The organism is Rhodospirillaceae bacterium, from assembly GCA_016722635.1.
In the GTDB taxonomy this organism is placed as follows: domain Bacteria; phylum Pseudomonadota; class Alphaproteobacteria; order JAEUKQ01; family JAEUKQ01; genus JAEUKQ01.
Genome location: JADKIX010000010.1, coordinates 513,974 through 528,037, shown reverse-complemented (window position 1 = coordinate 528,037; position 14,064 = coordinate 513,974). Strand labels below are relative to the sequence as shown.

Here is a 14,064-nt window from a genome sequence, read left to right as displayed (position 1 = left end):
ATTCTTTCCAACTGGCGTAACTTCCCCCTCAGATTCAAAATACGAATTTTTCCTTACTTCCTCTCCATTTAAAAGAGGAGTAATAGATATTGCCTTCCCTTCTTGATTAAATCGATACGCCATTAATTGATTGTAGCTTTGATCAGATACCCACCCATTTACATCCGCATAGCTACATCCGCATAGCGCTGTTCGCATATCACCACATAATCGCCTTGGGGGTCTTGTAATGCTTTCCAAAGCATACAAATAGCGCCTACTTTAGTTTTAGTATCAGTTTGCGGAGGGATACTGGGCACTATTGGTTGACGCCACACGATTTCTCCATCGCTATTGAAAAATATGAATTGCAGTTGTTCTAAAGTTTGCCAATCTTCCTGACTTTCTCCTGTATATCCTATAAATATCATGTTACCATTTGGATCAACACTAAAAGCTTGGTCAGCATTAGCCGCTGCATCTTTAACATTAAATCCACGACGATACTTCCGAGTGCCATCCATATTATAGTAATGTACCTCATAATGGATAGCACTAGGGTTATTATTTGCATCCAAAAAACGAGTAGTAATTGATACGGCAAATTTGGAATCTTGTAATGTTTCTATTGTTACTGCCTCTCCATTTTCCCCAAATAAAGCAGCATTTTCTTGGATGGGTTCTTTGAGCTCATTCGTCCATATTATTTTTCCGTAACGGTCAATTTTTTCAATCCCTATTTTTAATAACTTATAATTAATACCCTGAGATGAAGTTTGCGCCACCATATGAGAATAATAGGTTATAACATATCCATCTTTTACTTCAGCAATGGCAATATTTTCTGCTGCCAAACTTTCGGCAGTCTTAGTTTTATACTGCCAAACTATTTTTCCTTGAGGATCAACCATGATAAAAGCAGGGATAGAGGTATTGGCAAGTCCGAGAATGCTTCCGTCTTCATAGGCATATTCAATTCTTTTAACCAATTGGTCTAGAAAATGACCCTTTAGATAGGTGCCATCTGCGGCAATGCGGGCAAACCAAATTTTTGACGTATTTTTTGTTTTAACCCCACATATCAAACCAAAGCCGTTTGTCCCAGATATCGATGTTGCAGGATCACTAAAATCTCCCTTAACAACCACTAATCCACAAGAACCCAGGCTATTAAAATCACTTTTTAATAATTCTGCCGGAAAAGGTTTTATAACAATTCTTTGGCGGTTGAATCAACTTGTGGAACCGAAATACCAGCTGCCAGCCAAACCGCCATCCCAAGCAACCCGCATCCTATTTTATTCAACCAAAGCATTTTCTTCCCCGCTGTTCTGATTTTAATTTTACCTAGCATAAATCACTATATTTGACAACCAGAATAGGTCATTATGAATTCTATGTTAAAAGCAAAGCCAAGTGATAAATCCTGATCCCTGTTTTTTTCTTCCGCACCTGATTTCTTTTGTGAAGAAAAGTTCTTTCTTTATCCCGCAGCCAATCCTCTAAAAAATGCTTGAATTATCCCATAGTTCATGTATAAAACTTACCGTTAGCTCGAAATTTGGGTGGTCAAGGCGTATGTAGGGCATGCCGATACCCCCGTATGTGATGATGATAAATGTTAAAGAAAGGATAACAAATGCCCAAGATGAAAACCAAAAGCGGCGCCAAAAAACGCTTTGCGTTGACCGGCAGCGGGAAGGTTAAAATGTACCCCTCGCAGCGGCGCCACCGGCAAGTGAGCCGCCCCAAGAAAATGAAACGTCAACATCGTGGCCCGGAATTGATGAATGTGGCCGATGAACATTTCGTTAAACGTTATTATTTTCCAAACGGTTAGATAGGGGTATTAAAAAATGGCTCGTGTAAAACGTGGTGTACCAGGGCGTGCTCGCCGCAAAAAAGTATTGGCGATGGCCGCTGGCTATCGTGGCCGTTCGTCTGAGGTTTATTCAGTTGCACTTGAAAAAGTTGAAAAGGCGCTTCGCTATGCGTACCGCGACCGCCGCAATAAAAAGCGTGATTTCCGCAGTTTGTGGATCCAACGGATTAATGCTGGCGTTCGTTCGCATGGCATTACCTATTCGCAATTCTTGCATGGCATTAAATTGGCAGGCATTACGTTAGACCGTAAAATTTTGTCTGATCTGGCAACGCGTGAGCCGGAATCATTTAAAACGATCGTGGAAAAAGTAAAGGCAGCTATTCCTGCCAAAGCAGCTGCCTAGGTCGTTTATACCAACAATCGAGTGAAAAGCTGGGCAGGAAACTTCCCAGCTTTTTTATTTTGTTCCCCAGCTTTTTTATTTTATTTAATGGATGATAGGATACAGGTGACTTAAATGTCTGATATTTCCCCTCCCCTTACCCTCACCAGCATACAGGTTCTGCATCAACAATTGCTGCAACAATTAGAGCAGGTTTCATCGCTTGCAGATCTTGAAAAAATTCGCCCCGATTTAACCGGCAAGAAATCGCCCTTAACCCATATGTTAAAAATGCTGGGGCAATTGCCGCCTGATGCGCGTAAGGAATTGGGCGGATTTTTAAATAAAGTACGCGAGGAAGTGGCCACAAAACTGGAAGAACGCTTCGCCAGCTTGCAACAACTTGCCTTAGATCAGAAGTTAATGCAAGAAAAGCAGGATGTCAGTTTGCCGCCTCGGCCGGAAACAGTTGGAAAAATCCACCCCATCACCCAGGTGATTGAGGAAGTGACGCAGATTTTTGCCAAAATGGGTTTTGAGTTGGCGGAAGGCCCTGATATCGAACGCGAATATTACAATTTCACCGCCCTTAATTTCCCGGAAGATCACCCCGCCCGGCAAATGCATGATACCTTTTATTTACCCCCTGCTTATTTACCCCCTGCCCATGACGGCAAGGAATTAGGGGCGGTTTTGTTGCGTACCCATACCTCACCCGTGCAAATCCATGCCATGCGACAATCAGCACCACCGTTGCGGGTATTGGCACCAGGCCGCACCTACCGCTGTGATTCGGATGCCACCCACAGCCCGATGTTTCATCAGGTTGAAGGCTTGGTGGTTGATAAAAAAATCCATATGGGTCATTTGAAGGCTTGCGTGATTGATTTTTGTCAGTCTTTCTTCGGTGTCCGTCATTTAAAAGCGCGCTTCCGCCCCAGTTATTTCCCGTTCACCGAACCGTCAGCCGAGATGGATATCGGTTGCTTGCGGCGGGACGGTAAATTAAAAATTGGCGAAGGCGATGATTGGCTGGAAATACTGGGCTGCGGCATGGTTCACCCGAACGTTTTAAAAATGGGAGGGATAAACCCCGAGGAATATCAAGGCTTTGCTTTTGGTATCGGCATTGAACGCCTAGGCATGCTGAAATACGGTATTCCCGATCTTAGGGCTTTTTACGATTCCGATGCCCGCTGGTTGCAGCATTATGGTTTTTCACCCTTTGATAAACCCAGTAGCAGGATGGGGATATAAATGAAATTCACCGAACAATGGTTAAAAAGCCACCTCAAAACTTCCGCGACCACCGCTGACATCAGCGACCGCTTAACCAATTTAGGCTTAGAGGTTGAGGAAATAATCGAGCGAAAAGATCTGCAGGGATTTATGGTTGCCGAAATTATGGAGGCGAAACCCCACCCCGATGCCCAGCGCTTGCAAATTTGCATGGTTCAGGCTGCACCCGGCCAACCCTTGCTGCAAATTGTTTGTGGGGCGCCAAATGCCCGCAAAGGCCTAAAAACCGTATTGGGATTGCCCGGCATGGTTGTGCCCAGCAACGGCATGGTTTTAAAGAAAAGCGCCATCCGCGGGGTTGAATCCCAGGGCATGTTATGCTCGGGCCAGGAACTGAAATTATCCAGTGACGCTGATGGGATTGTTGAATTACCAACCGATGCGCCCGTTGGCCAAGCTTTTGTGACCTATGCTAACCTGAATGATCCGGTGATCCATATTGCCATTACCCCCAACCGGGCGGATTGCAGCGCCGTTTATGGCGTTGCCAGGGATTTGGCGGCCAGCGGACTTGGCGAACTCATCCCCTTGAAAACCCAGTCCCGCAAAGGTTCTTTCAAAAGCCCGATTAGCTGGAAAATAGATTTGCCAACGACCGCCAGCGATCGTTGCCCAATTGTTACCGGCAGGCATTTTCGTGGCTTACGTAATCAATCAAGCCCCCGTTGGCTGCAGCAAAGGCTGCAAGCCATTGGTCAGCGCCCGATTTCCGCCTTGGTCGATATCACCAATTATTTAACCTATGATCTGGGTCGCCCCCTTCATCTCTATGATGCCCAGCGCTTAAACGGGAATTTGGTCATAAGGTTGGCCAAAGACAAAGAGGTACTGCCAGCCCTAGATGGCCAGGACTATCAATTATCAACCGATGATGTGGTGATTGCCGATCAGCAGCAGGTGCAAGGATTGGCAGGCATTATTGGCGGGCGCAGCGCAGCTTGTGAACTGACCACAACCGAGGCCTTTTTGGAAGTTGCCTATTTTCAGCCAACCACTATTGCCCGCACCGGACGCCGACTGAATATTTTAAGTGACGCCCGGTACCGGTTCGAACGGGGCGTTGACCCACAATCTGTTACTTGGGGCATGGATATTGCCACGCAAATGATCCTGGATATCTGCGGCGGTGAAGCCAGTGATACCGTGCAAGCCGGGCAATTGCCCAACCTTGTCCGTCAAATCAAATTTAACCCAAGCCAAGTAACAAATTTAGGTGGCGTCACTATTCCTGAAGCCAAGATGCAGCAAATTTTAACTGCTTTGGGATGTGCTGTGGCTATGGCATCAAAAATACAGGATATTTGGTTAGTAACACCCCCCAGTTGGCGGCCTGATTTGCAACAAGGGGTGGATTTAGTGGAAGAGATATTGCGGGTCATTGGCTATCAGCAAATCGTTAGCACGCCCTTACCGGCTTTTACCCCTAACCCATTGATTTCCCCTACCATCGACAAAAGCAAACCTGTTGGCCAACCGGGCATGACGGATATGCTGGCTTACCAACGCCAAGACATGCTGAAACGCTTGATGGTGACGCGCGGCTATCAAGAAGCTTTAACCTATAGCTTTCTGTCCCCCAAGGCGGCTGAATTATTTGGGGGCAAGTCGCCTGCCTTAACTCTGACCAACCCCATCACGGTCGATTTATCGGTGATGCGACCAAGCCTATTGCCCAATTTACTGCAAGCGGCAGTGCGCAACCAAAACCGCGGCCTTAAGGATTGGGCGGTTTTTGAAATGGGGCCAATTTTTCAAGATATTACCCCGCAGGGTCAGCAACCGGTACTCACCGGGTTACAGATGGGCACCACCGTACGCCGCCATTGGACAGCGCCAGCACGGGTGGTTGACGCCTTTGATGTTAAAGGGACGTTGATGACTATGTTACAAGCCGCTGGGGTATCGCCTGAGGCCATTACCACCGAACCCCCAGCTGCAAACTATTATCACCCTGGCCGTTCCGGCAAATTGATGATGGGGAAAATCATGATCGGGCAATTTGGTGAAATCCACCCCCGTATCTTGCAGCATTATGATATGCAAGGCACAGCTGCTGGGTTTGAGTTGTTTTTAAAAGATTTACCGGAAGCGAAAATACCGCAAAAATCATCCCTGACCTTATCGCCCTATCAGCCAGTCGAACGGGATTTTGCGCTGGTGGTGGATGCAAACGTGCCTGCTGAAAAATTATTGCGGGCGATGCGCCAGGTTGATAAGCAATTGATCCGCAAAGTGGAACTGTTTGATGTTTATAGCGGCAAAGGATTAGCCGATGGCAAAAAATCCTTGGCGATTGGCTTGGTGTTGCAAGCAGCCGATCACACCCTAACCGATGAGGAGATTACCACTCTCACCAACAAAATCCTTGCCGCCGCTAACAAAGCCACCGGGGCGGTGCTGCGGCAATAAATTTGAGCAACTAAAAAGTAAATTGATGACCCGCCGTCAATAAAAGAACTTTTCGCCTGAAGTGCCAACAACGAGGCGGAAACCTAACAACGGATTTATTTGGGGAGCTTTTTGGTAGTCAGCAGGGGGGGCAAAACCGCAGCAATGGTTTGCCGAGCAGCCAGGGAAGGCAGCACGCCCCCTTCCCCCACCTGTTGGTGAATTTGTTTAACCAGCCCGCTAAAAGAAGGTTCCTGTTGGAAAATTGCCAACAGCTGTTCTTGCAATTCTTTCTCTAACCAATATTCCCTTTGCCTCGAGCGGCGTTGCTGCCACCCGCCAGCTTTTTTCATCACCCCAACAAATTGCTGAATTTTTTGCCAGACCTCATTCAATCCCTTACCGGTCATTGCTGAACATAAAGCCACATCGGTTTTCCAATCCGCGTAACGAGGGTAAAACAAATTGATAGCCCGAAGAAATTCATCGGCCGTTTGTTCGGCAAAGGGCAGTAGATTACCGTCCGCCTTATTCACAAGAATGATATCAGCCAATTCCAAGATGCCACGTTTCATGCCCTGCAATTCATCGCCACCCCCGGGTGGCAATAACAGCAAAAATAAATCCGTCATCTCCGCCACCATCGTTTCGGATTGCCCAACCCCCACCGTTTCCACCATCACCACATCATATCCCGCTGCTTCACATAATAAAATGGCTTCCTGGGTATAACGCGCAACCCCCCCTAAATTCTTCCCCGATGGGCTGGGCCTTATAAAACTGCTGGGATGCTGCGATAATTCCAACATGCGGGTTTTATCAGCCAAAATAGCGCCACTATCCCGTTGTGAAGATGGGTCAACCGCCAACACCGCCAAACGGTGCCCTTGCTGCAATATCTCTAAGCCAAAGCGGTTAATAAAGGTTGATTTGCCAGTGCCCGGTGGCCCCGAAATACCTATGCGGATGGATTGGCCGGTGTGTGACAATAGGCTTTGGATTAAATTTTCGGCTTGCCTACGGTGATCGGCACGGCTGGATTCCGATAAGGTAATAGCCTGCGCCAAAGCGGCCCTTTCACCCGCCAGAATTTTCTCCCGCAATTCCTGTAAGGGGGCGCTTAATTCATAAGAAATTGCAGATGATACAGGCGGTTTTGGTTGCATGCGGGTTTAGTTAATTTTTTTGTTGATGTTGACGTAATTTACCTAAAATTTCAGCGGCAGCATTGATAATATTAGTGCCTGGCCCATAAATGCCCGCAACCCCCTGTTTCCATAAGAAATCATAATCCTGTTCGGGGATTACCCCCCCCACCACCACCAAAATATGCGGCGCTTTTTGTTTCTTTAACTCTTTGATTAATTCCGGTACCAAGGTTTTATGACCCGCCGCCTGGGTTGATACCCCCACGATGTGAACATCGTTTTCAACCGCCTGGCGCGCCACCTCAACGGGTGTTTGAAATAAAGCGCCAATATCAATATCAAAGCCTAAATCCGCAAAGGAAGTGGCAATCACCTTGGCGCCGCGGTCATGGCCATCCTGCCCTAATTTGGCCACCAACATCCGGGGCCTGCGCCCCTGCTCTTCCATAAACAATTTAATATCCGCCTGTATGGCCATGAAATCCTTATCCTTTGCATAAACGGCACCATATACCCCGCTTACCGCCACCGGAGTTGCCTGATACCGCCCGAAAACCTTTTCCATCGCATCGGATATCTCGCCAACCGTTGCCCGGGCGCGGGTCGCATCAATCGCCGCCGCCAGTAAATTGGCATTGCCAGCTGCAGCTTTTGTTAAAGCCTGCAGGGCTGCCGCGCATTGCTTGGGATCCCGTTGTTTTTTAACCTGCTGCAACCGGGCAATTTGTTTGTCGCGCACGGATTGGTTGTCAATATCCAAAAGCTCAATGGTGGTTTTTTCAGCCGGTTTATATTTATTAACCCCAACGATAACCTCTTCCCCCCGATCAATGCGAGCTTGACGGCGGGTAGCTGCTTCCTCAATCTGGCGTTTTGGGAACCCAGTTTCAATGGCTTGGGTCATCCCGCCCATCTTTTCCACTTTCTCAATCAAATTTGAGGCCGCCTGGATCAATTCATTAGTTAGGCTTTCCACATAATAACTCCCCCCCAAAGGATCAACCACCTTGGTAATACCCGTTTCTTCCTGCAAAATCAATTGGGTGTTGCGAGCAATCCGGGCGGAAAAGGGCGTGGGTAAGCCTATGGCTTCATCAAGCGCATTGGTGTGCAAGGATTGCGTGCCGCCCAAAACCGCTGCCAATGCTTCCAAGGTAGTGCGTATGACGTTATTATAAGGATCTTGCTCGGTCAAACTGACGCCCGAGGTTTGGCAATGGGTACGCAAAGTTGAACTGACGGGATTTTTGGGGTTAAAGGGCTTGAGCAATTTTGCCCACAAATATCTGGCCGCCCGTAATTTGGCTACTTCCATGAAAAAATTCATGCCAATGGCAAAGAAAAAAGATAAGCGCGGGGCAAAGCTATCAATATCCAACCCCTGGGCCAAAGCAGCGCGCACATATTCAAGCCCGTCCGCCAAAGTGAAAGCCAGTTCTTGCACCGCCGTAGCCCCCGCCTCTTGCATATGATAGCCAGAGATGGAAATCGAATTGAATTTCGGCATATGGCCAGCGGTATAGGCAATAATGTCAGCCACAATCCGCATGGAGGGGGCTGGTGGATAAATATAAGTGTTGCGCACCATGAATTCTTTTAAAATATCGTTTTGGATGGTGCCGGAAAGCTGCGATTGTTTGACCCCCTGTTCCTCCGCGGCTACAATAAAACTGGCAAGCACTGGCAGAACCGCCCCGTTCATCGTCATCGATACGCTCATTTTATCCAAGGGGATCTCATGGAATAAAATTTTCATGTCCTCCACACTATCAATCGCAACGCCTGCCTTACCCACATCGCCTGTCACCCGCGGATGATCCGAATCATAACCACGGTGGGTCGCAAGATCGAAGGCCACCGACAAGCCCATTTGCCCAGCCGCCAGATTTTTCTTATAGAAAGCGTTCGATTCCTCAGCCGTTGAAAAACCAGCATATTGACGGACTGTCCAAGGGCGGTTGGCATACATGGTGGCCCGGGGCCCGCGGGTATAGGGCGCGATACCTGGCAATTCCTGCAGTACATCCAATTTTTTGACATCATCGGCGGTGTATAAAGGCTTTATATCCAACCCCTCAGGCGTTGGCCAATTCAAGGCTTGCCAAGGATCCTGGCCATTTAATTCACTTTGGGCAATTTTTTGCCAATCTTGGATGCCGGGATGCGGGAAAGAGGTTTTTTTGGCCATGATGGGTGATCCTTAAGGAACATACAGGTAATCATTTTCCCTTATGTTACCCGTAATTTTATAACCCGCAACTGAATTGGTTGCCTTCCTGCAGCAAATGTATGGCAAGAATTGCGGATGGGCTTTACCAAATGAATTTTGGCAAGGCCGCAATCGGCGATAATCCTGCCTGTTGGCATTGCTGGGCAACCCGCTGTTCTAAACCCTGGGGTTTATCCAATTGCAAGGATTCGGCGTGGATCCCCCCTAATATCCATAAACTATCCACCCCCATCGTCTGTGCGCCCACAATATCCGTTCGCAAGGCATCGCCAATTGCCAATATCTTGTTTTTTGGGACATTGCCCAAAAGCTTTAAGGATTCTTGATAAACTGCCGGATGGGGCTTGCCGTGATAGCGGACTTCGCCACCCCATTCCTCATAACATTTAGCCAAAGCACCAGCACAAATTTCCCGCTTGCCGTTGCGAATAATTTCCAAATCTGGATTGACACATAACAGGGGCAAGGAATATTTAATGGCCTGTTTAAGGACAGCTTCATAATCCTTCACTTCCTCACCGAAATGACGGGCCCCTATGGCTAAGAAAAATTCTGCCTGGTCCGGCTGCTGGACAATTTTCAGATTCAGCCCTTCAAAGAAATTGAGATCGCTGTCACCGACAATTGCCAAGCATTTTTCTCCCAACCGGCGGTGCCAAGGGTCGCGGCGGTCTTTCAACTGCTGCCAGGTTTCCTCGCCTGAAGAATAAATATAATTGTAAAGGTCAGGGGTGAAGCCAATTTTAGCCGTTCCTTCCGCCACAACCCGCGCGCGCCTGGGCGCATTCGATAATAATAAGGTTTTTTTGCCCAATTTTTTTAATTGACGCATACAGTCAGCAGCACCCGGACAAGCGGTCACGCCATCATGCAACACACCCCAAAGATCGATAATAAAGGCATCATATCGCTGCGCCAGATCTGAAAAATGCTGGATTAAGGGAATGGGTTTGTTAGGGAAAGATTGGGTGCGGGATGTTGACACGATAAAATTCATATTCCTTCCATCAATAATTGAGGGGTAAAATTTTGCGGCTACCATAAGTGATTTTCCTGTCATCCGCAACTATCAACTCACATAAAATTGCATCCTTTTTGGAAAATTATAGCCATGGGATTGACAACTCCCGCTTTCAAAAGACAAGTTATCCGGCAAATGCTTCTTGACTTCAACCTCATACCGTCAAATGATAAAATGAAATTTGCAAGGGTAGAAATATGGCATCCTCTGAATTTTTGTTGGCGCTTGACCAAGGAACTACCAGCACACGGGCAATCCTTCTGGATCACCTGGCAAAACCCCTATTCACCGCACAGCAGGAATTAAAACAGTCTTTCCCCGCGGACGGTTGGGTGGAACATGACCCAACGGAAATTTGGCAAACATCCTTAAAATTATGTGCAGATGTTCTAAAGCAAGCCAAACTGCCCCCCCATTCTAAGATCGTCATGGGGATTACCAATCAACGGGAAACAACCATTTTATGGGATAAAAAAAGCGGCAAGGCTTTTTATCCAGCAATTGTCTGGCAAGATCGACGCACGGCTGACTTTTGTCATACTTTGATTGAAAAAGGCTGGTCAGAAAAAATTCAACAAAAGACCGGCTTATTAATTGATCCCTATTTTTCCGCAACCAAAATTCGTTGGATCCTAGACCATGTGGAGGGATTAAGGGAAAAAGCCAAGAAAGGCCTGGTGGCTTTCGGGACAATTGATAGCTTTTTACTCTGGCATCTGACGGGTGGTAAAGTCCATGCAACCGATCCAACCAATGCCTCACGAACATCGCTATATAATATCCATGACCATCAATGGGATCAGGAATTACTGGCATTATTTAATATTCCCGCGGGGTTATTGCCGGAAGTACGGCCTTCCTCCGGCACCTTTGGCGTTACCCAAACCGGGCTATTTGACCGGCAAATAGCCATTACAGGTATTGCCGGTGATCAACAAGCAGCCCTGATCGGCCAAGCCTGTTTTCAACCCGGCATGATCAAAAGCACCTATGGCACCGGTTGCTTTATGTTGATGAATACGGGGGAAAACGCTGTGACTTCCCAGCATCGCCTGTTAACGACCATCGGTTATCAAACCAAGAATCATTTGGCTTATGCCACGGAGGGCAGTATTTTTGTCGCGGGTGCCGCCATCCAATGGTTACGGGATGGATTAAAATTGATTGGGGCTGCCGGTGAGACTGAGCGTCTGGCCGCCAGCACGTCCAGCAATAAAGGGGTTTATTTTGTGCCAGCCTTCACAGGCTTAGGTGCCCCCTACTGGGATCCCAGGGCAAGAGGGGCGGTTTTTGGCTTGACCCGGGATGTTGGCATTGCAGAAATCGTCAGATCGGCCCTGGAAGCCGTATGCTACCAAACCAAGGATTTATTGGAAACCATGCGATTAGATGGCGCTTATGAACCCCAAATATTACGGGTGGATGGTGGCATGACCGTGAATGACTGGTTGATGCAGTTTTTGGCCAATATTTTAGGGGTGCCGGTCGAACGCCCCCAAATTACCGAAACCACTGCTTTGGGGGCTGCCTATCTCGCGGGTCTGGGGGCTGGCTTCTTCGCTGACTTTGCTGAAATATCGCATTTGTGGAAGTCCCAACGCCTATTCGAACCAAAAATGGCCGCGGATCAACGGCTGGCCTTATATGCGGGTTGGCAAGAAGCGGTTAACCGTATCCGTTCCATGACCTAAAGAACCCCACCAAAACAAGAAAAGGAATGATGCTTTGATATTGTGGCCAAGTATTACCCTAACTGCCCGGGCAACTAAAAGGATAAACCAAGGACATCCTTGGATATATTCCAATGAAATTGATATGAAAATGGCCAAAAAATTTCCTCCTGACCAGTTTGTGCGCGTGTTGGATCAGCAGGAGAAAATGATAGCGATCGCTTTTTTAAATACACGTTCACTGATTTGTGGCCGTGTTATCAGTTGGAATCCAGGTGAATCAATTGATATTGATTTTTGGCGGCATCGCTTGGAATGGGCCCTTAATTTACGTAAGAATTTTTTAAAGGAACCTTTTTACCGCCTGGTCCATGCGGAGGCTGATGGTTTTCCCGGCATGGTGATCGACCGATTTGGCGATATCCTTGTCATTCAGTTAAATACAGGTGCAAGCGAAGTCATTTGGCAGCACTGCCAATCGCTGATCTCATCCGTCTTGGTGCCTAAAGGTATCGTGCTCCGGCGCGACAGTTCTATCCGTGAGCTTGAGGGGTTGAGCATTACCGGCCCGGAAATCATCGGCCAAGTCCCTGATATTGTCCGTTTTCAGGAAAATCAAACTTTCTTTTTTGCTAATCTGCGTGAAGGCCAAAAAACCGGATGGTTTTTTGATCAACGGGATCAACGGCATTTTGTAGGAACGTTCTGCAAGAATAAAACGGTATTGGATTGTTATTGCTTTTCGGGAGGATTTGCTGTCCAGGCTGCCAAGGCGGGCGCTAAATCAGTTCTGGGGATCGACCGTTCGGCAGAAGCGCTGGAATTGGCCGCGATGGCCGCTGCGGAAAACAAGCTGCAAAACATTTGTTCCTGGCAACAACAGGAAGTTTTTAAGGCGCTTGAGGACATGCAGCAACAAAATCAAAAATTCGATGTGGTGATTGTTGATCCCCCAGCCTTTATCAAAAGCAATAAAGATTTGGTGGCCGGTAGCCGTGGTTACCGCAAATTAGCTAAGCTTTCGGCAGCGGTGGTTGAGAAAGAAGGGTTTTTATTTTTTGCATCTTGCTCATACCATATGAGCGCTGCTGATCTTTTGGCGCAAATCAATTTGGGTTTAAATGATGCCAAACGCCAGGCAAAAGTATTATATTGCGGCCAGGCAGGAATTGACCACCCCATTCATCCGGCCTTGCCGGAAACCGCCTATTTAAAAGCTTATTTATTACAAATTTTTTAAACATTTTTATCATGACCCTCCTGCGTCGTATCCAAGAATGTCACCAATATCATTTAGACGAATTCCTGCCATTCCTGATTGAATCCCAACAGGTCGGGTGGATCCATCGCCATTTTGCCCCTGACTTATTAAAATACCCATCCGTTTTTCAGCAAAAGGATCAATCTATTCATTTAAGCTTGGGTTTAAAGACCTATAACCAACGCAGCCAAGCGGTGGAAATTGTATTACGTGATCTATACAAGCACGGGAAATTAGAGGGATGGCGGAATGAAAATTACCCGGTATCCCCCGCTTGGGGCCAAGCCCCTTTTTTAGAAATTGAACGGGCAGCAGTGGTTAAAATGGGGATAAAAGGATACGGCATTCACATGAATGGATTTATTGGGCGGGGCAAAAATATCAAATTATGGGTGGCAAAACGCTCGGCAACCCGGCCTGTCGCGCCAGGAAAACTGGATCATTTGGTGGCAGGCGGCCTGCCCATCAACATTAGCCTGTTAGATAATTTGATCAAAGAAGCCAAAGAAGAGGCAGGAATCCCTAAAGATTTATCCCAACATGCCATCCCGGTTGGCGCTTTGTCTTACGTCATGCAATTACAGGAAGGGCTACGCCAAGATACGATTTTTTGTTATGATTTGGAGCTGCCGGAAAGCTTCATCCCCGTTAATCAAGACGGTGAAGTCAGTGACTTTTATCTATACCCCATCCAAAAAGTCAAAGAGCTTCTTGAAAACACAGACCAATTCAAATTTAACACGGGGATGGTCATTATCGATTTTATGATCAGGCACGGCGTCATTGAACCCGATGATAGCCAATATCTGAGCCTTATCCAAGCTTTACATCAAACACGGTTATAACCTAAACCCTTGCGAT

Annotated in this window: 11 protein-coding genes; 7 read left to right on the top strand and 4 right to left on the bottom strand. The window is 47.3% G+C overall.

Annotated elements, in window-relative coordinates:
* Positions 1-158: 158 nt before the first annotated feature.
* Entirely contained in the window at positions 159-1,127 is a 969-nt protein-coding gene (locus tag IPP67_06875; protein MBL0338878.1) for a hypothetical protein, read from the bottom strand.
* Between the two features lie 491 nt (positions 1,128-1,618).
* Between IPP67_06875 and rpmI the strand changes: the two genes are divergently transcribed.
* The 4 genes from rpmI to IPP67_06855 all read left to right on the top strand — a co-directional run bounded on the left by rpmI (position 1,619) and on the right by IPP67_06855 (position 5,894).
* Positions 1,619-1,819 (top strand): 50S ribosomal protein L35, encoded by a 201-nt coding sequence (gene rpmI, locus IPP67_06870; protein ID MBL0338877.1) that lies wholly within the window; start codon positions 1,619-1,621, stop codon positions 1,817-1,819.
* A gap of 16 nt (positions 1,820-1,835) precedes the next feature.
* Positions 1,836-2,207, top strand: a complete 372-nt coding sequence (gene rplT, locus IPP67_06865; GenBank protein MBL0338876.1) for a 50S ribosomal protein L20 — start codon at positions 1,836-1,838, stop codon at positions 2,205-2,207.
* A 114-nt stretch (positions 2,208-2,321) separates the two neighbouring features.
* Positions 2,322-3,443 carry a phenylalanine--tRNA ligase subunit alpha gene (pheS, locus tag IPP67_06860; protein ID MBL0338875.1) on the top strand — a complete coding sequence of 374 codons (1,122 nt, stop codon included), beginning with the start codon at positions 2,322-2,324 and terminating at the stop codon, positions 3,441-3,443.
* Positions 3,444-5,894 (top strand): phenylalanine--tRNA ligase subunit beta, encoded by a 2,451-nt coding sequence (locus IPP67_06855; protein MBL0338874.1) that lies wholly within the window; start codon positions 3,444-3,446, stop codon positions 5,892-5,894.
* Between the two features lie 95 nt (positions 5,895-5,989).
* Here the strand turns inward: IPP67_06855 and meaB are convergent, their stop codons facing one another.
* The 3 genes from meaB to IPP67_06840 all read right to left on the bottom strand — a co-directional run bounded on the left by meaB (position 5,990) and on the right by IPP67_06840 (position 10,293).
* On the bottom strand, positions 5,990-7,039 hold the full coding sequence (gene meaB, locus IPP67_06850; GenBank protein MBL0338873.1) for a methylmalonyl Co-A mutase-associated GTPase MeaB: 1,050 nt from the start codon (positions 7,037-7,039) through the stop codon (positions 5,990-5,992).
* 10 nt (positions 7,040-7,049) lie between these two features.
* Positions 7,050-9,209, bottom strand: coding sequence for a methylmalonyl-CoA mutase (gene scpA, locus IPP67_06845; protein MBL0338872.1), 2,160 nt, complete (start codon positions 9,207-9,209; stop codon positions 7,050-7,052).
* A gap of 124 nt (positions 9,210-9,333) precedes the next feature.
* Entirely contained in the window at positions 9,334-10,293 is a 960-nt protein-coding gene (locus IPP67_06840) for a TIGR01459 family HAD-type hydrolase (GenBank protein ID MBL0338871.1), read from the bottom strand.
* A gap of 176 nt (positions 10,294-10,469) precedes the next feature.
* On the opposite strand from IPP67_06840, the gene glpK reads away from it, so the two are divergent.
* Genes glpK through IPP67_06825 form a run of 3 tightly spaced genes read left to right on the top strand, consistent with a single transcriptional unit; the run spans position 10,470 to position 14,048 of the window.
* Positions 10,470-11,963: a glycerol kinase GlpK gene (gene glpK, locus IPP67_06835; GenBank protein ID MBL0338870.1), complete on the top strand. Its 1,494-nt coding sequence runs from the start codon at positions 10,470-10,472 to the stop codon at positions 11,961-11,963.
* Positions 11,964-11,997: 34 nt separating this feature from the next.
* Positions 11,998-13,182, top strand: coding sequence for a class I SAM-dependent rRNA methyltransferase (locus IPP67_06830; GenBank protein ID MBL0338869.1), 1,185 nt, complete (start codon positions 11,998-12,000; stop codon positions 13,180-13,182).
* Between the two features lie 11 nt (positions 13,183-13,193).
* Positions 13,194-14,048, top strand: coding sequence for a DUF4743 domain-containing protein (locus IPP67_06825; GenBank protein MBL0338868.1), 855 nt, complete (start codon positions 13,194-13,196; stop codon positions 14,046-14,048).
* Positions 14,049-14,064 lie beyond the last annotated feature (16 nt).